The sequence below is a fragment of the uncultured Aquabacterium sp. genome (assembly GCF_913773725.1).
Classification (GTDB): Bacteria; Pseudomonadota; Gammaproteobacteria; order Burkholderiales; family Burkholderiaceae_C; genus Aquabacterium.
In genome coordinates, this window is sequence record NZ_CAJYGK010000089.1 from 1 (window position 1) to 20,540 (window position 20,540).

Genomic DNA, 20,540 nt, shown 5'->3' on the forward strand with positions numbered 1-20,540 from the left:
AATTCACCGGTGCGATCAGGTCGCGACGGGCCAGACCGTACTTGCCGATCTCGATCAGCAACCCATCCTTGCCGCTGCGGTGCATCGCGTTGCGGTGCGTGTGGAAGGAGCGGTCGCCGTACTTCGCCTGCATGCGCTCGGCATCCAGCAGCGCGCCCAGCGGGTCATGCCAGCCCACGGTGTCGGCCGTGATGCTGGCCAGTGCGCGACCCATGTCGCTCATCAGGACGTGGCCTAGCGTGTAGTGGGCCGTGTGCTGGGCCTTGAGCGAGTCGGGCATGTTGTAGCGCTCGAGCTTTTCCCGTGCGTGGTAGAGCACCATGCTGAGGTTGGCGCCGGCCTCGAGGGCCACCATGCGCATCCGGCTGCCACGCGGCATCACCCATGACCAGTGGCAACCCCCGGGCACGATCTCTGACCACATCACGCGGTCGGCGGGCAGGTCGGGCGCGAAGCGCTGCCAGAAGGCCGGGGCATCCACCGGCTGAGCCAGCGGCGGGTTGTCAGGGATCTCGAAGGGGGCGGTGCTCATGGGTGTCGGCCAGTGAGAGGAGAGGGGCGCGGTGCAGTCGATCAGGGGGCCGTGGCGCCAGACGCCACATCGGCGGCCGAGCGACTCAACTGCGCCAGCAGGTCCAGGTCGGTCTTCATGCCCGAGGTGTCGCGGATGCGGTCGAGCAGCAGGCGCTTGAGCGCGAGGAATTCGGGCGCGAGCTTCATGTCCTGCGTGCGCACACCTGGCAGCGGCACGGTGTGGATCGAGTCGATGCGACCTGGGCGCGGGGCCATCAGCACCACGCGGTCGGCCAGGTAGATGGCCTCCTCCACGTCGTGCGTGACGAACACAATGGTGGTGCGCTCCAGCCGATGCACGTGCTGGATCAGGTCGTGCATCACCTCGCGGGTCTGGGCGTCGAGTGCGCCGAAGGGTTCGTCCATCAGCAGCACGGGCGGGCGGCTCATCAGCGCGCGGGCAATGGCCACACGCTGCTGCATGCCGCCGGAGAGCTGGCTGGGGTAGGCCTTGGCCACGTGCGTGAGGCCCATCAGGTGCAGCAGCGCGTCGGCGCGGCCGGCGGCGTCTTCGACGTCGCCGCTGGTGCGCTCGGCGGTGTGTGCCTTCAACTGGCGGCAGAAGCGGATGTTGTCCAGCACCGTCAGCCACGGGTAGAGGCTGTAGTGCTGGAACACCATGGCGCGGTCCAGGCCGGGGCCGGTCACGGCCTGGTCGCCCACGGTCAGCACGCCGCTGTCATAGGCTTCGAGCCCGGCGATGGTGCGCAGCAAGGTGGACTTGCCACAACCGGATGCGCCCACCAGCACGACGAACTCGTTCGGGTGCACATCGAGGTGGATGTCGACCAGTGCCGGCGTGCTGGCGCCCGGGTAGGTCTTGTGCAACTGCCGGCAGTGAATGCCGAGCGAGGGGGTGTCTGCAGGCATGAAAGGCCCTTGGGATCGGTTCATCGAAGCCATCGAGGCAGGCAGTGCGTACAGCTCAGTGGCGTGCGTGCAGCCACGGGAAGGCTTTGCGGTGCGCGAAGCGGAACAGCTGGTCGATCAGCAGCCCGATCAGGCCGATCAGCAGGATGCCGGCGAAGATCTTGTCGGTCTGCAGAAAGCGCTGCGCCTTGAGGATGGCGTAGCCCAGGCCCGAGTTTGCTGCCACCAGTTCGGCCACCACCAGGTAGGTCCAGGCCCAGCCCATGGTGATGCGCAGGGTGTCGAGCAGGGCCGGCTTGGCCGACGGCACGATGACCTTCTCGATCACCTCGGTTGCGGTGGCGCCCATCGTCTGGGCCGCCTCGATCTGGGCCATGGGCACACGGCGCACGTCCTCGGCCACCATCAACACCATCTGGAAGAAGGTGCCGATGAAGATGATGGCGACCTTGGCGCTTTCGTCGATGCCGACCCAGACCATCACCAGCGGGATGAAGGCCACCGCCGGCATGTAGCGGATGAAGTCGGTCAGCGGCTCGAGCAGCGCCTGCACGGGCCGCCAGGTGCCGATCATCAGCCCCACCGGCAGGGCGATCAGCGCCGACACCGCCCAGCCCACCACCACGCGCATCGTGCTGATGCCGACGTCACCCAGCAGCCCGTCGTCCCACCACAGGCCCAGGCGGGCCACGACCTTGGCGGGCGAAGGCAGGAACACCGGGTCGGCCCCGCTTGCAGCGGCCAGCAGCCACAGCAGCAGGGGCACCAGCAGGCCCACCGCGGCCAGCCCCCAGTACACCGCACGCGGAATGTCCTGACGCACGGCCAGGCCGCGCCGGCGCGGGTTGACCTGGCCCGTCTCATTGGGGCGCTGCATCGGCACCCCATGCGACACGCTGGGTGGGACGGCGGGCGCTGCAACAGGCGGGAGGTCGGCCGGGTTCACGGGAAGCGGGGTGATGGACATGGAGCGCGTTCCGACTTACTTCAGCGCTTCGGCCAGCAGGGAGGCGTCGACACCCTTGGCCGGATCGGGCTTGCCCTCGATCAGCTTGTGCTCGAGCAGGAAGGCCGACACCGTCGGGGCCACGGCGACCAGCGACTGAGGGCTCTTGCCGTCCATCGCCGACCGGTTGGCTGCCGCGTCGAAGAACTTGGTGCCCGGCAGGAAGACCTCGTACTCATCGGGCTTCAGGCTCACGACCTTGCTCATGATCTTCGCGGCCTCGTCAGGCTGGGCTGCAATGAAGGCGACGGTGTCGAACCAGGCCTTGATCATGCCGACCAGGTCCTTGCGCTTGGCCTTGATGGCCTTGTCCTGCGCCACCAGCAGGTCCGGGATCAATCCAGGCATGTCCTTCGATGTGAACACGGCCTTGCCCTTGCCGCTGCTTTCGATCTGGTGGATCCAGGGGTTCCAGACCACGGCGGCGTCCACACGGCCAGCCAGGAAGGCGGCTGCGGCGTCGCCCGCGCTCAGGTTGGTAATCTTGACGTCGGCCGGCTTCATGCCGTTCTTGGCCAGCGCGGTGGCCAGGACAAAGTGCGAGACGCTGAATTCCTCCAGCGCGACCGTCTTGCCCTTCAGGTCCTTGATGGACTTGATCTTCGGCGAGACCATCACGGCATCGTTGCCGGCCGAGTTGTCGTTGACCAGGATGGCCTTGAGCGGCAGGCCCTTGGCGAGCGGGCCCATGGTGTCGGACCAGGTCTGCGAGTTGGCGTCGAGCTTGCCCGAGGACAGGGCCGAGATCGAATCGGTGTAGTTGGCGAACCAGACGAGCTTGACGTCGGCGCCGTGCTTCTTGAAGAAGCCTTTCTGCTCGGCCACGTACCAGGCGACCCAGCCCGGCCAGTCCGACACGCCCACCTTCACTTCGGCTGCGGCCGGAAGGGGTGCTGCGAGGGCCATGGCGGCGGCGACCGCGGCCATGGCCCCGAGCACCTTGTGCTTCAGCGCGGGGCCGACGCACAGCAAAGAACCGGTGTTCGGGCGAGAGACGGACAGCATGGGCAAGCTCCTGGATCGGTTGGCGGACGCGAGAGGACACTCCGTGACATCGAAGCGAACCTCCCGGGCTTTTGTCCCGCCGTGGAGCCCCTGCCGGTATGAAGCCGATGGGGGCCGACCGCTCTCGGACCAGTCACCCCCGTGCATGCACCGGGATCGGAACCCTAGCTGTCCTGTCAGAGACCGACATCGCCGCCGGTCCTCTCATGTGAGATCAACGCAAGCGCTGTGCCAGGCGCCGTTCCCGGTGCCCTCCCAGGCAGCCCGCCGCTTGCAGGCCGGAACCGCACAGCCGTGGTGCGAACGGGGCCGCAAGGCCGGCGTCGTGGCGCCTCATGTCGGGGTGTGGCGCGGCCTGTGGCCCCGTTCAGGTGCCTGCCGTGCTTCCGTCAGATCGGCTCGGTACGCCGAATCAGCCAGGCCCGTGCGTCGCCCTCGACCAGCGGCAGCAGGCGCTCGCGCACATGCTGGTGGTAGCCGTTCAGCCAGTCCACCTCATCCGGGCGCAACAGGCTGCGGTCGATGCAGCGGGTGTCGATGGGACACAGGCTGAGCGTCTCGAATGCGAGGTAGTCGCCATGCTCGGGCGTACCCGGCTCGGCGTTCGGCACGGCCGGCATCACCGGCACGTTGAGCACCAGGTTCTCGATGCGGATGCCCCACTGACCCGGGCGGTACAGGCCGGGCTCGATGGAGGTCACCATGCCGGGCAGCATGGCCATGTCGGGATGCGGCACGGCCTTCGAGATCGACTGCGGCCCCTCGTGCACGTTGAGGAAGTAGCCCACGCCATGGCCGGTGCCATGGCCGAAGTCCAGCCCTTCGGCCCACAGCGGTGCGCGGGCCAGGGCGTCAAGCATGGGTGCCAGCGTGCCACGCGGGAAGCGCGCACGCGACAGGGCCATCGTGCCCTTGAGCACCAGCGTGAAATCGCGCTGCTGCGCCGCCGTGGGCTTGCCGATGGCCCACACGCGGGTGATGTCCGTCGTGCCACCCAGGTACTGCGCACCCGAGTCGATCAGCAGCAGGCCTTCGGCCACCAGGCCGGTCGGGGTGCTGATCATCGCGAACGATTCGGGGGTGGCACGGTAATGCGGCAAGGCCCCGTTGGCGTTGAAGCCGGCGATGGTCGGGAAGCTGAGCGACACGTAGCCCGGCTGGCGGGCGCGCTCGGCCGTCATGCGCTCGTCAATGGTGAGCTCACTGATCGCCTCGCGGCCCAGGGCCTGGTCCAGCCAGGCGTAGAAGGCGCACATGGCGGCGCCGTCCCGCGCCATGGCCTCGCGGATGTGGGCGGCCTCGGCGTCGGTCTTGCACGCCTTGGCCACGGTGCTCGGGTTGATGGCCTCGATCACGCGCACGCCTTCGGGCACGGCCTCGCGCAGGCCCCAGGTGGTGCGCTTGGGATCCAGCAGCAGCACGGCATCGAGGGGCAGCGAGGCCATGGCGGCCAGCGCCTCGTCGTAGGGGCGGCAGCGCACCCCGTCCTCGGCCAGACGGGCAGCCAGCGCCGGGCCCACCTTGCCGTCACCGACGAACAGATCGGCCCCATCGGGGCGGATCAGCAGGTGTCCCAGGAACACCGGGTTGTAGTCGACATCGGCGCCCCGCAGGTTCAGCACCCAGGCCAGGTCGTCCAGGGTGGCAATCCAGTGGTGTGTGGCACCGCGGGCCTGCAGCGCCTGTTTCACGCCGGCGAGCTTCTCCTGGCGCGAGGTGGTCGCGTGGGGGGGCAGGTGTTCATGCACCGGTGCGGTGGGCAGACCAGGCCGCTCCGGCCACACGCCATCCAGGACGTCCTGGCGGGTGGCCAGTTGCCACGTCGAGGTCTGCACGGTTGCGAGGGCTTCTTGCAGCTGCTGCGCCTGCGCCAGGCCCAGCACGGCGCCATCGGCGGCCAGGGTGGCCGTGCCCGTACTCAGCGGCAGCGCTTTGAGCCAGGCGACGTAGGCCGGCACCGGCGGGCCGTCCAGCTTGACCAGATCGACGCCGGTGCCGGACAGCTCGGCCTCGGCCTGCGTCCAGTATCGGCTGTCGGTGAACAGCGCAGCGCGGTCGGCGGCCACCAGCAAGGTACCGGATGACCCGGTGAAGCCGCTGAAGTGCACGCGGCCCTGCCAGCGCTCCGGCAGGTACTCCGACAGGTGAGGGTCGCTGCTGGGCAGCATCACCGCATGCCACCCGTGGGAAGCCATGGCGGCACGCAAGGCGGCCAGGCGGGCCGGGACAGCGGAGGCAGAGGCGAGGGCGGCAGGGGCGTTCACAAGGCAATCCAGCAGGGTGTCAGCCCGGATGTTGCCACGCCCCGCATTACCTTGCCGCGCGCGCGCCCGTGTGAGGCGCCTTGGCTGTCGTGTCGTCGTCCACCCGCACGAGGCGCTTGTGGGGTTCCAGGGCGTGAGGGTCCGGGAACACGCGCGCATGCCGCTGGGATGTGAAGTAGGCCCACGCCCAGTCCATCATGACCACCAGCCGGTTGCGGAAGCCGATCAGGAAGTACACGTGCACGAACAGCCAGAACAGCCACGCCGCAAAGCCGCTGAAGCGCAACTGCCGTTTCGTGAAGGGCAGGTCGATCATGGCCACGGCAGCACGCTTGCCGATGGTGGCCAACGAACCGTAGTCGAAGTAGCGGAAGGACTGGGGCTCCAACCCCTTCATGCGGCGGATGATGTTGAACGCGGCCTTGCGTCCCATCTGCTTGGCCCCTGGACTCACGCCCGGCACCGGGGTCGGGTTCTGCGGGTCGTGGTAGCTCTTGGCGCTGGCCAGGTCGCCCACGACGTAGATGTTGGGGTGGCCGGGAATCGTCAGGTCGGGCTGCACGATCACGCGGCCGGCGCGATCCAGTTCGCATCCCGTGGTCTTTGCCAGCGCCTTGCCGAGGGGTGACGCGGCCACACCGGCTGCCCAGATCACAGTGCGTGTAGGCAGGAAGTGCGATACCGAACGCGTGCTGCCGTCGGGCTGCCGTTCGTTCAAATCGTACTGGATGCCGAAGGCATTGATGTCGGTCACCTTGGCGCCTGGCAGCACCTCGGCACCCAGGCCTTCCAGCTGTTCCTTCGCGCGTTGAGACAGCGGTTCGGTGAACGTTCCGAGTACCCGAGGGCCCCCTTCGAGCAGGATGACGCGCGCCTCGCGCGAGTCGATGCGGCAGAACTCGGCGCTCAGCGTCTGCTGGGCGATCTCGGCCAGGGTGCCGGCCATCTCGACACCGGTGGGGCCGGCGCCCACGACCGCGAAGGTCAGCCAGGGGCCACGGCGGGCGGGATCGGATTCCCGTTCGGCCTGCTCGAAGGCGCTGAGCACGCGCCGTCGGATGGTGAATGCATCGCCGAGTGTCTTCAATCCGGGGGCAAAACGGGCCCAGTCGTCCCGGCCGAAGTAACTGTGGGTGGCACCGGCCGCCACGATGAGGTGGTCGTAGTGAAGGTGTTCGCCACCGTCCATCTGCACACAGGAGGAGGCCGTGTCCACGCCGGTCACCTCGCCCATCAACACCGTGAGCTGGCCGTCGGCGATCTGCTTGCGCAGGACGTGGCGGATCGGCGCTGCGATCGCAGGGGCCGACAGGCCGGCGGTGGCCACCTGGTACAGCAAGGGCTGAAAGAGGTGGTGGTTGGTGCGGTCCACCACCACGATGTCGACGGCAGCGCCGTCCAGTGCCTTGGCGGCCTCCAGGCCGCCGAAGCCACAGCCGATGATCACCACGCGGGGGCGGCCGTGTCCCGGGCGACCAGGCTGGGAGGCGGACGAAGGCGAAACGGGCTTCATGGGGAACCTTTTGACGTGCAATCAACGGTTTATACCTTTTCCCGAGTGATTTATGTGGTCTTTTCCCCTCACGTTTCGCCCCGAAAACAAGGGGCTTCTGCTTCTAAATGGCCTCTTTCTGACACTTTCTTACTGTTACGGGCTGCGTTGCATCGTCGATCTCCAGCCGGCCCTTGCCGGCGGCCTTGGCCACGTACATGGCGGCATCCGCGCGGGCGCACAGCGTGTCGGGCGTGTCCTCCGCCTGCTGGAAGGCCGCACCGATGCTCGGCGTGCACACGATGGCCTCCTGTCCCACGGCGTGAGGCTGGCTCAGGCACTGGAGCATCCGGGTGCCCACGCGCGCTACATCGTCCGGCAGGCCGGCTCCTTCCAGAATGACGGTGAACTCGTCGCCAGCCAGGCGGCATACCGTGTCCGTGGTCCGCACACAGGTCTGCAGCCGACGTGCCACCTCCACCAGGATCTGGTCGCCGGTTGCGTGACCGTGGCGGTCGTTGATGGCCTTGAAGCCGTCCAGGTCCACGAACAGCACGGCCAGTGCCTGGGGGCGGCGCTGGGTTCGGGCCATGGCCTGCCGCAGTCGTTCACCGAAGGCCCTCCGGTTGGGCAGGCCCGTGAGGCTGTCATGCCGGGCCTGCTCGACGAGTTCACGCTGTTGGGCCTTGAGCACCGAGATGTCGCTGAACAGCCGGATGTGCTGCGTGATGCGGCTCGCTTCGTTGCGCAGCGTGCTTACGCTCAGCCAGATGTCGAGCGTGCGGCCATCCTGGCACACCTGCCGGCTCTCGCCGTGCCAGCGCTGCCCTGTTTCCAGTCGGGCCAGGATGCCGGGCAGATGGCTTTCGCGCAGCGGAGGCAGGCCCACCAGTTCGGCACTGCGGCCGAGCACGTCTGCCTCCGGCAGACCCGTCAGATGCAGAAAGGCAGGGTTCACGGCCACGATCCGGTCCACGGCATCGCTGACCACCACGGCGTCTCCGGTTTCCTCCAGCACCCGCGATGCCAGGCGCAGTTGCTCGGCCGTCTGGCGTTGCGCCGTCACATCCTGTGCGATCGACAGAATGTGGTCGATCTCGCCGTCCTGGCCATAGACAGGGCACTTCACCATGTCGATCACACGCTCGCCGGTCGGTGTGACAAACACCAGGTCGTTGAACCGGTGCACCCGGGGCTCGCGCACCACGGCCATGTCCAGGGTGTCGGCCTGCCGGACGATCTCGGCCGGCATGAGCTCGCTCGCCGTGCGCCCGAGCACCACCTCGGCCGGCAAGCGCATGATGTCGGCCGCAGCCTGGTTCCACACCACGTACTGGCCGGCTGTTCGAGGGCGGGTGCTGCGAGCGAACACGCCCAGTGGCAGGCTGTCCACCAGCGTGCGGTAGAAGGCTTCTTTCTCCTGCAGCGCCTGCAGGGTCTGATGGGCCGCGGTGGTCTCCCGGGTACAGACGGCCAGGCCGTCCGGCAGGGGAATGACCTGATGGAGCCACCAGCGCACACCCGAGCGCGATGCGGTGGCGGTGCTGGCGGGGAACTGGCCACCCTCTTCAGTCTGCTGTGCTCGCCGGGTCGACCACGCCAAGTCGATGGCCTGGTGCAATGCCGGCCACATCGCGGCAGCAAGAGGGCCGCCAAGGCGCTCGGTTGCCTCGCCGAACACGGTCCGGGCGGCGGGGTTGGCATACGACACACGCTGAGGCGAGGGATCATCGGCATCCCGGACCAGGACGACGACAGCATCGTTCAACCCATCCAGCAAGGCCATGGTTCGCGCACCGGTCTGGCTCGCGCTCGCATGGCGTCGCGACCGGAGGGCGTGATACCACGCCGCGCCCGCAATCCCGAGCAGCAGCGCCGCGCCATGCCACTGATACAGCGTGGCTGTGGAGCGCGAAGTGGATGAGCCAATGGACGACGCAAGCAGGACCGTGGCGAGCGCGACAGACAGCCCCATCAGGGCCGTCGCGAAGGAGCCGGATCGTGTGGGCATCGCCAGGATCATCGACGTGAAACGACGTGATGACATGGATACCCCGTCTGTGACATGACAGCACCCGGAATTTCGGATGGCGGAGCGCCATCTGTAGGGGCGAAACGGTGCCAGTGGTGGGGCAGCGAGTCGGTTAAGCTGATGGCTTGCCGTACGCCGTGCGCTTCGTCGACCGCATTCCCGCTTCATGCCGCTTCTGTCTGCACACGATGTGCTGCCGCCGGGCACCCAGCTCGCCGAGTTCGAGATCCAGCGTGTGCTGGGTTCGGGCGGTTTCGGTGTCGTCTACCTTGCGTTCGACCACACGCTGCAGCGCCCGGTGGCGGTCAAGGAGTACATGCCCGCCACGCTGGCCGTGCGCCAGCCCGATCTGACATTGGCCCTGCGAGCCGGGGCCGATGCGCAAACCTTCGAACTGGGGCTGCGCTCCTTCGTCAACGAAGCCCGTCTGCTGGCCCGTTTCGATCACCCGGCCCTGGTCAAGGTCTACCGCTTCTGGGAGGCGCACGGCACCGCCTACATGGTGATGCCGTATTACCAAGGGCGCACTTTGCAGGCCGTGCGTCGCGAGATGCCCGGGCCGCCGGACGAGGCCTGGCTGCGCGCGTTGCTGCAACCCTTGCTCGGCGCGCTGGCCTGCCTGCACCGCGAGCAGGTCTATCACCGCGACATCGCGCCCGACAACATCCTGCTGCTCGACAGCGAGGCCGGGCCAGGGTGCGGGGCACCCGTGCTGCTCGACCTCGGGGCGGCACGGCGCGTCATCAGTGACCACACCCAAGCACTCACGGCCATCGTGAAGCCCAGCTTCGCCCCGATCGAGCAGTACGCCGAAACGCGCCACCTGAGGCAGGGGCCTTGGACGGATCTGTACGCGCTGGCCGCCGTCCTGCATTTCTGCGTCACCGGGCGGCCACCGGTGCCGGCCACCGCCCGGACCGTGCAGGACGAGTTGCCCTCCCTGTCCGGCATGGCGACCGCGCTGGCCCGGGGCTTCGACCGACACTACAGCCCCGGCCTCCTGCGGGCCATTGACCATGCCCTGGCGGTGCGCCCCCTGGACCGACCCGCATCGGTGGCGCAATGGCAGGAAGAGCTGGAAGAGCGGGATGATCAGGTCGAGCCGCGGCTGTTGGCCGCCGACGCGGGCGTGATGCCCACGGTGCTGGCGCGCCCACCGACGACACATTCGCGTCCAGACGGGGTGCCGAGCCGTGCAGCAGCCGGTGACGCCGAACGGCCCACGGTGCCCCTGGCCGACATCGCGCCCGCGCATGCGGGGGGCGGCCTCTCACCTGCACCGGGCTCCGGGCCGAGTCGCCGGCGCTTCAGCCGCGTGGCCTGGGCCGGACTGATCGCAGCTTCGGGTGTGGCCGCAGCGGGCTTCGGATGGTTCGGGCAGGCTGCCGCGCCGGTGCCCGAGGCGACGCCGGCCCCATCCGTTGCCCAGCAGGCGGCCGCGATGCCGGCATCGGCGTCGTCACCCGTTGTTCCCCTGCCTGCTGCGCAGCCTGCGTCCACGCCCGAGCGCCCCGAGCCCAAGCCGCGTTCGGCCCGCCCTGGGCCGCTGAGCCCGCGCACAGCGTGCGCCGGCAAGTCCTTCATCTTTCTGGCCATCTGCATGAAGCAACACTGCAGTCGGCCCGCGTACGCGCGCCATGCCGAATGCGTGCAGATGCGCAAGCAGGAAGAGGCTCAGCGCAACCACTTTCCGCCCTGACGGCGGCCTGTGCGGTCAGGCAGCCTGCTTCACGGCCACCAGCGTCTGCTGAAGCAGGCGCGCATCCGCGCTGGCCCGGTGGCGTGCCAGCCCCATGCGGGCGGCCACCTGGCTCTTGACCTCATGCCATCGCGCGGCGTCGGCCTCGGTCAGCAGCGCGCGCAGGTTCTCCAGCTTGAACGCCGGCACGCGGTCGGCCACGTCGAAGAGCCGGCCCAGCCAGGTGTAGTCATGGGCCCAGGCGTCGGAGTAGATGGTCAAGCCCCTGAGGCGCTGGTTCAACGTGTCGCACACCGTCGCCGGTGAGCGGCCATGGCACCACAGCTGCTCCCTCGTGATCCCGTGCATGGAGGCCGCAGCATCGTCCCAGTGCTGCCAGTCCGCCTCGGGCCGGATCAGGCTGCACCACGCTTGTCCGTCCGGCAGCACGAAGCCCACCTCGATCGGGTAACTGCCGTGCCCGAACCCCGAGGCTTCGATGTCGATGACCGGCGGCGGCAGGGCGGCAACGCCGGCTGCGAGAGGTGAATTCATGAAGTCCCTGTGTCTGTTCGTCTATGGTCCCGGGTTGCCCCCCTCACCGTGATGGGAGATCCCCTTGCTTGAACGGCTGGCGTTCGTCCAGTTCGTTCAGGTAATACCCGATGCCCCGTTCCTCGCGTGACAGAAAGTCGGCAACTGCCTCGCGCAGCCCGGGGTGGCGCAGCCAGTGCACCGACTGCGTGCTCACTGGCAGCAGGCCGCGTGCCAGCTTGTGCTCCCCCTGGGCGCCGCCCTCGAAACGCAGGATCCCCTGCTCGATGCACCAGGCGATCGGCTGGTAGTAGCAGGCCTCGAAATGCAGGCAGGACACCGACGCGAGGGCGCCCCAGTAGCGTCCGTGGGCCACACGGCCAACCGGGTCGACGGCCAGCAGGGATGCCGCGATGCGCTCCCCGCCGAGAGACGCGATGAACATCGTCCAGCAATCCGGCAGGGTGGACCCAAGCTGGTGCCAGCACGCTTCGGTGAGGTAGGGCCGCTGACCATGCTCCAGATAGGTGCGCGCGTAGCAGCGGTGGAAGAAATGCCAGTCCGCTGCCGTGATGGCTTCGCCAGCGCGTACTTCGAACTGCACACCCGCCTCGGCCACCTTGCGGCGTTCCTGCTGGATCTTCTTGCGCTTGTCGCGCTGCAGGCTGGCCAGGAAGTCGGCGAAGTCGGTGTAAGGTCGTTCCGCGCGGTTGAGCCAGTGAAACTGCACGCCTTCGCGCTTCAACCAGCCCCGCTCGACGGCCAGCGCCGCTTCGTCCGAAGGCAGGAACAGCGCGTGGGCCGATGACCAGCCCTGCTCGGCACACCGCTCGACCAGCGCGTCCAGCAGCCGCCCTTGCCACACCTGGCGCATCGCATCGGGCAGGCGGGGATCCACCAGCAGGCGCGCTCCCGGAATGGGCGAGAAAGGCACGGCACTCAGCAGTTTGGGATAGTAGTGCTGCCCGTGGCGCGCCAGGGCCCGGTCATGTGCATCGGCCCAGGCCCAGTCGAACACGTACTCGCCATAGGAGTGGTCCTTGGCATAGGCGGGGCAGGCCGCCCGCAGCACGCCCTGCGCATCGTGCAGCAGCAGAAACTGCGGATGCCAGCCTGTGTCCGGGTGGGCGCCGCGCGTCTCGTGCAAGGCCTGGAAGAACGCATGCCGCAAGAACGGGCTGCTGCCTCCGGCCGGCAGCAGGGCATCCCACTGTGCGGCGTCGATCGCGGCGGGGTCATGGACCCAGGTCACGCTGCATGGGGCCGATTCGGCCGGTACCATGCTGCCTTGCGCATCTGCGCCGTCTGCTTGAAACCTGCTCATGAATGCTGTGTCGTCCGTGGCCCGTCCCGCCTCAGGCCCTTCCCAGGCGCTGAACGTGGCCCTGCTGCAATTCAACCCGGTCGTCGGCGACCTGGCCGGCAACGCCCGTCAGATCGTTGACGGAGCCCGGCAAGCGTACGCGCAAGGCGCGCGCCTTGTCGTGACCCCGGAAATGGCCCTGTGCGGCTACCCCCCAGAAGACCTGCTGCTGCGCCCCGCCTTCGTGGCCGCCTGCGAGCAGGCCGTGGCCGACATCGCGGCCAGGCTGGCCGATCTGCCCGACCTGCACCTCGTGCTCGGCCACCCCAAGCCCGCCCCGGGCGCCGGGCTGCGCGGACGTTCCCATGCCCAGCCCGGGCTGCTGAACACCGCCAGCCTCATTGCAGGCGGGCAGGTGCGCGCCAGCTATGCCAAGCGCGAGCTGCCCAATTACCAGGTCTTCGACGAGCGGCGTTACTTCCTCAGTGGGCGCGAAGCCGGTCTCGGCCCGGTCGTGGTCGACGTGCTGGGCTGGCGCCTTGGCCTGCTGGTGTGTGAAGACGCGTGGTTCGACGAGCCTGCCGCGGCTACCATGACGCAGGGTGCCGACGCGCTGGTCGTGGTCAACGCCTCGCCCTTCCATGCCGGCAAATGGGGTGAGCGCGAAACCTTGATGGGCGAACGCGCCCGCAAACTGGGCGTGCCGCTGGTCTATGCCCACATGGTGGGTGGCCAGGACGAGGTGGTGTTCGATGGTGCCTCGTTCGCCGTCGATGCCCAGGGGCAGGTCTGCGCGCGCGCGCCCAGTTTCGAAGCAGCCACCTTGTCCCTGGCGCTGCAGCCGGGCGGTGCCGTGCAAGGCACGCTGGCCGACGTGCCCTCAGCCGATGCCGAAATCTGGCAGGCCCTGGTCACCGGCGTGCGCGACTACATCGGCAAGAACGGTTTTCCCGGCGCCATCATCGGCCTGTCGGGTGGCATCGATTCGGCCCTGGTGCTGGCGATCGCCGTCGATGCCCTCGGCGCCGACAAGGTGCGCACCGTGATGATGCCGTCGCCCTACACAGCCGACATCTCCTGGATCGACGCGCGCGACATGGCCGACCGTCTGGGTGTGCGCCACGACGAGATCGCCATCGCGCCCGAGTTCGAGGCCTTCAAGACCTCGCTGGCGCCGCTGTTCGTGGGCCGCGCCGAGGACACCACCGAAGAGAACATCCAGGCCCGCATCCGCGGTACCCTGCTCATGGCCCTGTCCAACAAGACCGGCGCCATCGTGCTGACCACCGGCAACAAGAGCGAGATGGCCACGGGCTACTGCACGCTCTATGGCGACATGGCCGGCGGTTTTGCTGTCATCAAGGACCTGGCCAAAACGGTGGTCTACCGGCTGGCGCGCTGGCGCAACGCCCAGGCCGCGGCAGCCGGTCAGGTCGAGCCCATCCCCGAGCGCATCATCACGCGCCCGCCCTCGGCCGAGCTGCGACCGGATCAGACCGACCAGGACAGCCTGCCGGAGTACGACGTGCTCGACGCCATCCTCGAGCGCTACATGGAGCAGGACCAGTCCATCGAAGAGATCGTGGCCGCAGGCTTCGACCGCGCTGACGTCGACAAGGTCACCCGCCTCATCAAGATCAACGAGTACAAGCGCCGTCAGGCACCCGTGGGCATCCGCATCACCTACCGCGCCTTCGGCCGCGATTGGCGCTACCCGATCACGTCGCGCTTCCGCGCCTGAAGTCCGATGTGACCCTGTACGGCCCTCATCCCGGGGTGCCGGGCTGTCACAGACGTGCTTAAATAGTCATCATGCGGCGCAGCAATGCGCCCCGAAGCCTTGTCGATTTCCCCACTTCGCCGACTTTCTGGAGTTCCCTCATGAAACAGATCACCGCCGTCATCAAACCGTTCAAGCTCGAAGAAGTCCGCGAAGGCCTGGCTGAAGTCGGCGTGACCGGCCTGACCGTCACCGAGGTGAAGGGCTTTGGCCGCCAGAAGGGCCACACCGAGCTCTACCGCGGTGCCGAGTACGTCGTCGATTTCCTGCCCAAGGTCAAGATCGAGGTCGTCGTGAAGGACGCCGACGTGGACCGTTGCATCGAGGCCATCATCAAGGCGGCCAAGACCGGCAAGATCGGCGATGGCAAGATCTTCGTGACCGCCGTCGAGCAGGTGGTGCGCATCCGCACCGGCGAAACCGACGAATCGGCGGTCTGACCGCCGCCTGATCGGCTGGCCGGGATCAGATCTCGGTCGAGACGCCGCCAGGACCCGGCTCAGGCTGGTCCGGCGGCGTTTGCACTTGAAGGCGGGCGTGCTCGTCTTCCAGCCTGTCCAGCATCGACGTGATGTCGGCGTCGACCAGCAGCAGTTCCTGCACGTCGGGCCACAGGAAGCCGCCTTCGCGGCAGGTGTCGATGAAGCGCAGCAGGTGGTCGTAGTAGCCGGCCACGTTCAGCAGCCCCAGCGCCTTGCGGTGGTAGCCCAGCTGCCGCCACGTCCACACCTCGAAGATTTCCTCCATGGTGCCGATGCCGCCCGGCAGGGCCAGAAAGGCGTCCGAGCGCATGGCCATCAGGTGCTTGCGCGCGTGCATGGTGTCCACCACCTGCAGCTCGGTCAGGCCGCCGTGCCCCATCTCGCGGGTCATCAGCCGCTCGGGGATCACGCCCAGCACCTGGGCGCCGGCCTGCAGCGCGGCATCGGCCACGGTGCCCATCAGGCCGGTGCTGCCCCCGCCGTACACCAGGCGCCAGCCGCGCTCGCCGATCTGTCGGCCCACTTCGCGGGCGGCGGCCACATGGGCCGGGTCCAGCCCGTCTCGCGAGCCGCAATACACACAGAGTGACAGGGACATGGTTCTCTCAGGCCGCTGAGGCGGCGTTCGGGGCAGCAGCCTCGGGGTCGGGGCGCGTGTCGATCAGGTTCGTGCCACTCAGCACGTCATGCAGGAACTGGCGCCGGGGCAGCACGAAACTCAGCACAGCATAAAACACCATCCATCCCACGAGCGCGCCGAAGACCGCGCGCCCCTGATGGAGGTCCAGCAGCTTGGGCGCCAGTAGCCCCGGCACGAGCCACAGCCATGCCAGCGCATAGCGCAGCAGTGCCCGTGGCAGCCGCAGCGCCTGCCCCTGGGCATCGACCACCTTCAGGTGCCAGGTCTTCATCGCCAGCGTCTGCCCGGTCTGCACCCAGCACCAGGTGTAATACAGCGCGAAGGCCAGCACGAGCGCCAGCCACAGACCGTGCCGCCCTTGCAAGGCATGGCGTTGCGAGGTGGCGATGCCGTACAGCAGGCCCACTGGCACGGCGATGCCGAACACCAGCACGCCTTCATAGACGAACGAGGTCAGCCTGCGGCGCAGTCGCGGTGCGGGGCCGTGCGCACGGAGGGCGGTTTCTTCAGGGGTGAGAGATCGGTACGAGGACGGGCGCCGGGCGGACATGATGCGGGACGGACAGGGCAGGCAGGCGCGAACGATACCACCACGTCGCGAGGCCGCGCCGGCTCAGTCCGGCAGGTCGTCCGCAGGCATCACGCCCGAAGGCGGCGTGGCCATGGCCGCCCCTTGCGCGCCCTTGCGAGGCAGCAGGGTGACGGGATCGACAAAGACACGGGTGGCCGTGATCTTGGGCAGGCCGGCCTGCTGATGCAGCGGAGGCGCGGGCGGCTGCGTCACGAGCCGGGTGGTGGCGCCCGGGCCGTCCTTCACCAGCGCAGGCGCGACCACCGTGGGGCTGGCCGCCGTCCGCTGGCCGGCTGCTGGCACCACATTGAGCTTGCGGCCATCTTCCGTGACCACGCGGCGGCTGCCCAGCAGCGAAGCCGGTGTGGCAGAGGCCGCAGAGGAAGCAGCGGGAACCGTGCGCTCACGTGCCTGTCTGCCGAGCAGGTCGCGATCCTGAGGTGAGAGGGCCTGATAGGCCTCCCATTTCTGCTGGCGCTCGGTCGGGCTCAGCTGACGGGCCTGCTGAAACCGCAGCCGCGCCTCGCCCCGCTCGCTGGCAGGCAGAGAGGCCCACTGGATCATGCGCTCGCGCAGCCGTTGCTGCTCGGTGGCGCTGAGTTTCGGGTAGCGCGCCGCCACCTGCACCCACTTTTCCTGGCTGCCTGCGGGCAGTGTGGCCCACTGAGACGCCAGCGGCTGCAGCACGGCACGCTGTGCCGGGCTGAGGTCCTGCCACGCGATCGCGCCACCCTGGGGCGCCGGGGCGGTCGGCGCAGGCTGCGCGAGCACCGATGGCGCCGTGCCCGACAACAGGGCCAGCGCCACGGTGGTGCAGGCGAGAGACAGCGGGCGACGCATCGTCATGGCGACACCGCCGCCGCAGCGGCCGCCGCGTCGTCGGTGCCCTGTTCCATCGGATCGGCCGACGGGGCCTGCACTGCCACCTCGATGTCCGGCGTACGCAACGCGGACACCGCCGTCGCCGGCGCCGTGTCGTGGCTCAGGAATTCCGCAAAGCCCGGGTCTGCATAGGCGTCAGGCGGCAGGTCGTCGCTCAGCAGGGCGATGTCGACATCGGCCGCGGCCTCCAGCTGCTCGAGCTGGTGATAGAACTTCACGCCCCACAGGCCAGCCACCAGGGCCAGCACCGGCAGGGCAGACGCAAGGCGCCACCCCCATGAAACGGGCCCGTCGTCCAGTCGGCGGCCGTGATCCGATCGGCGTGCCGCTGCTCCGTCATGCCAGGGGCCGAGAGCCCGACCTGCGCCTGCCGTGGCAGACGCCCAGCCAACCTGAAGGCCTTGCGGCGCCACGCTGATGGCCGGTGCTGCCTTCAGGCGCGCCACGCGGGCGGCCTCCACCGCCTGCTGTCGCGCCACGCGCAACCGCTCGGTGATGTCATGTGGCACCGATTGCGCACCTTCGTCCAGGCGCGCGCTCAGACGCAGGGCAAAGCGGGCTTCAAGCGCCTCGCGTTGCGCCGCGTTCAGCGGGAGAGTGGGACGGGTTTTCACAATGTGATTCCACGAAGTTGTAGGGCTTTGGCCAGGGCCTGGACGGCGCGGGAGCAGTGGGTTTTCACGCTGCCTTCGGAGCACCCCATGGCAGCGGCCGTCTCTGCAACATCCAGTTCCTCCCAGTAACGCAGCAGAAACGCTTCCCGTTGACGTGCTGGCAGCCGCGCGATCTCATCTTCGATCTGGGCGAGGGTTTCGGTGCGACTCGCTGCGTCATCCGCACCTTCCGTGCCAGCGTCTTCGGCAGTCAGCGCTTCCAGCAGATCGAAGTCGCCCTCTCCATCGTCCGCCGAGGCCTCGATGTCGCCGATGTTGGTGAACACGGCGTTGCGCACCTTCTGCCGGCGAAACCAGTCCAGGGTGGCATTCGACAGGATGCGCTGGAACAGCATCGGCCACTCGCCGGGCGGGCGGTCGGCGTAGCTCTGCACGAGCCGGATCATGCTGTCTTGCACGATGTCCAGGGCAGCGTCTTCGTCGCGGACGGCATAGACCGTGCGCTTGAAGGCGCGGCGCTCGACACTTCTGAGAAAGTCGTCGAGTTCTTCTTCTGGAGAGGGGCTGGGCAGAGGGGTCAAGACCGAAAGCCAGACGGCGGCGTTTGTCGCGGCGGATTATGGCACCGGCTTGCGCGGCGTCACCCCGCGGGGCTGCTTCGCTTGAAGTTGTGTCAGGGAATGCAATAATGTCGGTTTTGCGCCATTTCGATCTGGCTTGTGCTCGCCCGCATCTACAGGCGACGGGCCCAGGCCGCGCAGGCTCCGAAACCGCCTCACGAGGGCGAGCACGCTGGCAATCCGTTGCCGCAGTGCTGCTGTTGCCACCCGCCCGGGTGGTGATCGTGTAAGAGGGGCACCGATCGTTTTTCGTTAGAGAAATTCGGAAAGGTTCTTCTTCATCATGGACATGTCTCCCGCAGACGCCAAGCGCGCCGCAGCCGCCGACGCCGCCTCCATCGCCCAGGGCGAAATCCTCAACGGTTCCGACATCCTCGTCCGCTGCCTGCAGGCCGAGAACGTCAAGTACATCTGGGGCTACCCCGGTGGCGCCGTCCTCTACATCTACGACGCCCTGTACAAGCAGGACACGATCGAGCACGTGCTGGTGCGCCACGAGCAGGCTGCCGTGCACGCCGCCGACGGCTATGCGCGCGCCACGGGCGACGTCGGTGTCGCACTGGTGACCTCCGGCCCGGGCGTGACGAACGCCATCACCGGCATCGCGACGGCCTACATGGATTCGATCCCCATGGTGATCATCACCGGGCAGGTGCCCACGGCCGCCATCGGCCTGGACGCCTTCCAGGAGTGCGACACCGTCGGCATCACCCGCCCCATCGTCAAGCACAACTTCCTGGTGAAGGACGTGGCCGAGCTGGCCAGCACGCTGAAGAAGGCCTTCCACATCGCCCGCACCGGCCGCCCAGGCCCGGTCGTGGTCGACATCCCGAAGGATGTCTCGCTGAAGACGACCGCCTTCCACTATCCCGAGACGGTGGAAATGCGTTCGTACAACCCGGTTCGCAAGGGCCACGGCGGTCAGATCCGCAAGGCTGTACAACTGCTGCTCAACGCCAAGCGCCCCTACATCTACGTGGGCGGCGGCGTGGTGCTGGCGAACGCGCACAAGGAACTGCGCGAGCTGTCGGACATGCTCGGCTTCCCCTGCACCAACACGCTGATGGGTCTGGGCGCCACGGCCGCGTCCGATCCCAAGTTCCTGGGCATGCTGGGCATGCACGGCACCTACGAGGCCAACATGACGATGCAGCACGCAGACGTCGTGATCGCCATCGGTGCGCGTTTCGATGACCGCGTGATCGGCAACCCGAAGCACTTCGCCCAGGTCGAGCGCAAGATCATCCACATCGACATCGACCCGTCGTCGATCTCCAAGCGCGTCAAGGTCGACATCCCCATCGTGGGCGACGTCAAGGACGTGCTGCTGGAGCTGATCGCCCAGGTCAAGGAGTCGGCTCAAAAGGTCGACCAGCAGTCCCTGGCCGCCTGGTGGAGCCAGATCAACGAGTGGCGCAAGCGCGAGTGCCTGCGCTACAAGACCTCCAACGAGGTCATCAAGCCGCAGTTTGTGCTCGAGACTCTGGGCCGCCTGACGGCCGGAACCGACCACTACATCACCTCGGACGTGGGCCAGCACCAGATGTTTGCCGCCCAGTACTGCAAGTTCGAGGAGCCGCGCCGCTGGATCAACTCCGGTGGCCTGGGCACGATGGGCGTGGGCCTGCCGTACGCGATGGGCATCAAGCTGGCCAAGCCGGAATCGGATGTGTTCTGCATCACCGGTGAAGGCTCGATCCAGATGTGCATCCAGGAGCTGTCGACCTGCCTGCAGTACAACACCCCGGTGAAAGTGCTGTCGCTGAACAACCGCTACCTGGGCATGGTACGCCAGTGGCAGCAGCTCGAGTACTCGGGCCGCTACTCGCACAGCTACATGGACGCGCTGCCGAACTTCGTGAAGCTGGCCGAGGCCTATGGCCACGTGGGCATGCTGGTCGAGCGTCCGGAAGACGTGGAAGGCGCCCTGAAGGAAGCCATTGCGCTGAAGGACCGCACGGTGTTCCTCGACATCCGCACCGACCCCACCGAGAACGTGTGGCCGATGGTGCAGGCCGGCAAGGGCATCTCGGAGATGCTGCTGGGCTCCGAGGAACTCTGATCCGGCGCACCCTCTGACATCGAGGCCCGATCTGGTCGGGGTTGAACCAAGGCCCGTGCTTTCCGGCACGGGCGGAGGGTTCGCTCAAGCCGGTCGGGCACATGCACAACGATTTCCCATCGTGCGCGGGCC

18 protein-coding genes and 1 riboswitch are annotated in these 20,540 nt (G+C 67.9%); of the genes, 4 read left to right on the plus strand and 14 right to left on the minus strand.

The features are described 5' to 3' along the window. From QZ709_RS10240 to QZ709_RS10270, 7 genes are all read right to left on the minus strand, one after another. On the minus strand, positions 1-532 hold a 532-nt coding region (locus QZ709_RS10240), incomplete at its 3' end, for an urea amidolyase associated protein UAAP1 (protein ID WP_294637175.1). Between the two features lie 41 nt (positions 533-573). Next, positions 574-1,443 carry an ABC transporter ATP-binding protein gene (locus QZ709_RS10245; RefSeq protein ID WP_294637176.1) on the minus strand — a complete coding sequence of 290 codons (870 nt, stop codon included), beginning with the start codon at positions 1,441-1,443 and terminating at the stop codon, positions 574-576. Positions 1,444-1,498: 55 nt separating this feature from the next. Continuing rightward, positions 1,499-2,410, minus strand: a complete 912-nt coding sequence (locus tag QZ709_RS10250; RefSeq protein WP_294637177.1) for an ABC transporter permease — start codon at positions 2,408-2,410, stop codon at positions 1,499-1,501. A gap of 15 nt (positions 2,411-2,425) precedes the next feature. Next, positions 2,426-3,454 carry an ABC transporter substrate-binding protein gene (locus QZ709_RS10255; protein WP_294637178.1) on the minus strand — a complete coding sequence of 343 codons (1,029 nt, stop codon included), beginning with the start codon at positions 3,452-3,454 and terminating at the stop codon, positions 2,426-2,428. A gap of 58 nt (positions 3,455-3,512) precedes the next feature. Beyond that, positions 3,513-3,633, minus strand: a riboswitch (guanidine-I (ykkC/yxkD leader). Positions 3,634-3,843: 210 nt separating this feature from the next. Continuing rightward, positions 3,844-5,718: an aminopeptidase P family protein gene (locus tag QZ709_RS10260; RefSeq protein WP_294637179.1), complete on the minus strand. Its 1,875-nt coding sequence runs from the start codon at positions 5,716-5,718 to the stop codon at positions 3,844-3,846. A gap of 46 nt (positions 5,719-5,764) precedes the next feature. Further along, positions 5,765-7,231 (minus strand): NAD(P)/FAD-dependent oxidoreductase, encoded by a 1,467-nt coding sequence (locus tag QZ709_RS10265; RefSeq protein ID WP_294637180.1) that lies wholly within the window; start codon positions 7,229-7,231, stop codon positions 5,765-5,767. Positions 7,232-7,334: 103 nt separating this feature from the next. Further along, the gene (locus tag QZ709_RS10270) at positions 7,335-9,257 is read right to left on the minus strand and encodes a sensor domain-containing diguanylate cyclase (protein ID WP_294637181.1); all 1,923 of its coding nucleotides are present in this window, start codon (positions 9,255-9,257) and stop codon (positions 7,335-7,337) included. A gap of 151 nt (positions 9,258-9,408) precedes the next feature. Here QZ709_RS10270 and QZ709_RS10275 point away from each other — a divergent pair, with 151 nt between their 5' ends. After that, positions 9,409-10,941, plus strand: a complete 1,533-nt coding sequence (locus QZ709_RS10275) for a serine/threonine-protein kinase (RefSeq protein ID WP_294637182.1) — start codon at positions 9,409-9,411, stop codon at positions 10,939-10,941. Between the two features lie 15 nt (positions 10,942-10,956). Here the strand turns inward: QZ709_RS10275 and QZ709_RS10280 are convergent, their stop codons facing one another. Together QZ709_RS10280 and QZ709_RS10285 are read right to left on the minus strand one after the other, a co-directional pair. Further along, positions 10,957-11,475 carry a hypothetical protein gene (locus QZ709_RS10280; RefSeq protein WP_294637183.1) on the minus strand — a complete coding sequence of 173 codons (519 nt, stop codon included), beginning with the start codon at positions 11,473-11,475 and terminating at the stop codon, positions 10,957-10,959. 43 nt (positions 11,476-11,518) lie between these two features. After that, entirely contained in the window at positions 11,519-12,778 is a 1,260-nt protein-coding gene (locus QZ709_RS10285) for a GNAT family N-acetyltransferase (protein WP_294637184.1), read from the minus strand. On the opposite strand from QZ709_RS10285, the gene QZ709_RS10290 reads away from it, so the two are divergent. After that, positions 12,777-14,498: an NAD+ synthase gene (locus QZ709_RS10290; RefSeq protein ID WP_294637185.1), complete on the plus strand. Its 1,722-nt coding sequence runs from the start codon at positions 12,777-12,779 to the stop codon at positions 14,496-14,498. The genes QZ709_RS10285 and QZ709_RS10290 overlap by 2 nt on opposite strands. A gap of 140 nt (positions 14,499-14,638) precedes the next feature. Beyond that, the gene (locus tag QZ709_RS10295; protein WP_294637186.1) at positions 14,639-14,977 is read left to right on the plus strand and encodes a P-II family nitrogen regulator; all 339 of its coding nucleotides are present in this window, start codon (positions 14,639-14,641) and stop codon (positions 14,975-14,977) included. Between the two features lie 25 nt (positions 14,978-15,002). Here QZ709_RS10295 and QZ709_RS10300 read toward each other — a convergent pair whose 3' ends face one another. The 5 genes from QZ709_RS10300 to QZ709_RS10320 all read right to left on the minus strand — a co-directional run bounded on the left by QZ709_RS10300 (position 15,003) and on the right by QZ709_RS10320 (position 18,307). Then, a complete protein-coding gene (locus QZ709_RS10300; RefSeq protein WP_294637187.1) occupies positions 15,003-15,617 on the minus strand; it encodes a TIGR00730 family Rossman fold protein in 615 nt (204 codons plus the stop codon). A gap of 7 nt (positions 15,618-15,624) precedes the next feature. Further along, positions 15,625-16,209 carry an RDD family protein gene (locus QZ709_RS10305; protein WP_294637188.1) on the minus strand — a complete coding sequence of 195 codons (585 nt, stop codon included), beginning with the start codon at positions 16,207-16,209 and terminating at the stop codon, positions 15,625-15,627. 63 nt (positions 16,210-16,272) lie between these two features. After that, positions 16,273-17,076: a DUF3106 domain-containing protein gene (locus tag QZ709_RS10310; protein ID WP_294637189.1), complete on the minus strand. Its 804-nt coding sequence runs from the start codon at positions 17,074-17,076 to the stop codon at positions 16,273-16,275. Continuing rightward, positions 17,073-17,726 carry a DUF3619 family protein gene (locus QZ709_RS10315; protein WP_366937164.1) on the minus strand — a complete coding sequence of 218 codons (654 nt, stop codon included), beginning with the start codon at positions 17,724-17,726 and terminating at the stop codon, positions 17,073-17,075. The genes QZ709_RS10310 and QZ709_RS10315 overlap by 4 nt, the downstream gene beginning before the upstream one ends. Then, positions 17,723-18,307, minus strand: coding sequence for an RNA polymerase sigma factor (locus QZ709_RS10320; RefSeq protein WP_294637190.1), 585 nt, complete (start codon positions 18,305-18,307; stop codon positions 17,723-17,725). The genes QZ709_RS10315 and QZ709_RS10320 overlap by 4 nt, the downstream gene beginning before the upstream one ends. Before the next feature lie 322 nt (positions 18,308-18,629). Here QZ709_RS10320 and QZ709_RS10325 point away from each other — a divergent pair, with 322 nt between their 5' ends. Next, positions 18,630-20,408, plus strand: coding sequence for an acetolactate synthase 3 catalytic subunit (locus QZ709_RS10325; RefSeq protein ID WP_294637191.1), 1,779 nt, complete (start codon positions 18,630-18,632; stop codon positions 20,406-20,408). Positions 20,409-20,540 lie beyond the last annotated feature (132 nt).

Bases quoted from the DNA above. Each gene is read 5' to 3' on its own strand.
- QZ709_RS10265 (WP_294637180.1), bottom strand. From the start codon at position 7,231: ATGAAGCCCGTTTCGCCTTCGTCCGCCTCCCAGCCTGGTCGCCCGGGA.
- QZ709_RS10255 (WP_294637178.1), bottom strand. From the start codon at position 3,454: ATGCTGTCCGTCTCTCGCCCGAACACCGGTTCTTTGCTGTGCGTCGGC.
- QZ709_RS10290 (WP_294637185.1), top strand. From the start codon at position 12,777: ATGAATGCTGTGTCGTCCGTGGCCCGTCCCGCCTCAGGCCCTTCCCAG.
- QZ709_RS10250 (WP_294637177.1), bottom strand. From the start codon at position 2,410: ATGTCCATCACCCCGCTTCCCGTGAACCCGGCCGACCTCCCGCCTGTT.
- QZ709_RS10245 (WP_294637176.1), bottom strand. From the start codon at position 1,443: ATGCCTGCAGACACCCCCTCGCTCGGCATTCACTGCCGGCAGTTGCAC.
- QZ709_RS10300 (WP_294637187.1), bottom strand. From the start codon at position 15,617: ATGTCCCTGTCACTCTGTGTGTATTGCGGCTCGCGAGACGGGCTGGAC.
- QZ709_RS10295 (WP_294637186.1), top strand. From the start codon at position 14,639: ATGAAACAGATCACCGCCGTCATCAAACCGTTCAAGCTCGAAGAAGTC.
- QZ709_RS10270 (WP_294637181.1), bottom strand. From the start codon at position 9,257: ATGTCATCACGTCGTTTCACGTCGATGATCCTGGCGATGCCCACACGA.
- QZ709_RS10280 (WP_294637183.1), bottom strand. From the start codon at position 11,475: ATGAATTCACCTCTCGCAGCCGGCGTTGCCGCCCTGCCGCCGCCGGTC.
- QZ709_RS10310 (WP_294637189.1), bottom strand. From the start codon at position 17,076: ATGACGATGCGTCGCCCGCTGTCTCTCGCCTGCACCACCGTGGCGCTG.
- QZ709_RS10275 (WP_294637182.1), top strand. From the start codon at position 9,409: ATGCCGCTTCTGTCTGCACACGATGTGCTGCCGCCGGGCACCCAGCTC.
- QZ709_RS10325 (WP_294637191.1), top strand. From the start codon at position 18,630: ATGGACATGTCTCCCGCAGACGCCAAGCGCGCCGCAGCCGCCGACGCC.
- QZ709_RS10305 (WP_294637188.1), bottom strand. From the start codon at position 16,209: ATGTCCGCCCGGCGCCCGTCCTCGTACCGATCTCTCACCCCTGAAGAA.
- QZ709_RS10285 (WP_294637184.1), bottom strand. From the start codon at position 12,778: ATGAGCAGGTTTCAAGCAGACGGCGCAGATGCGCAAGGCAGCATGGTA.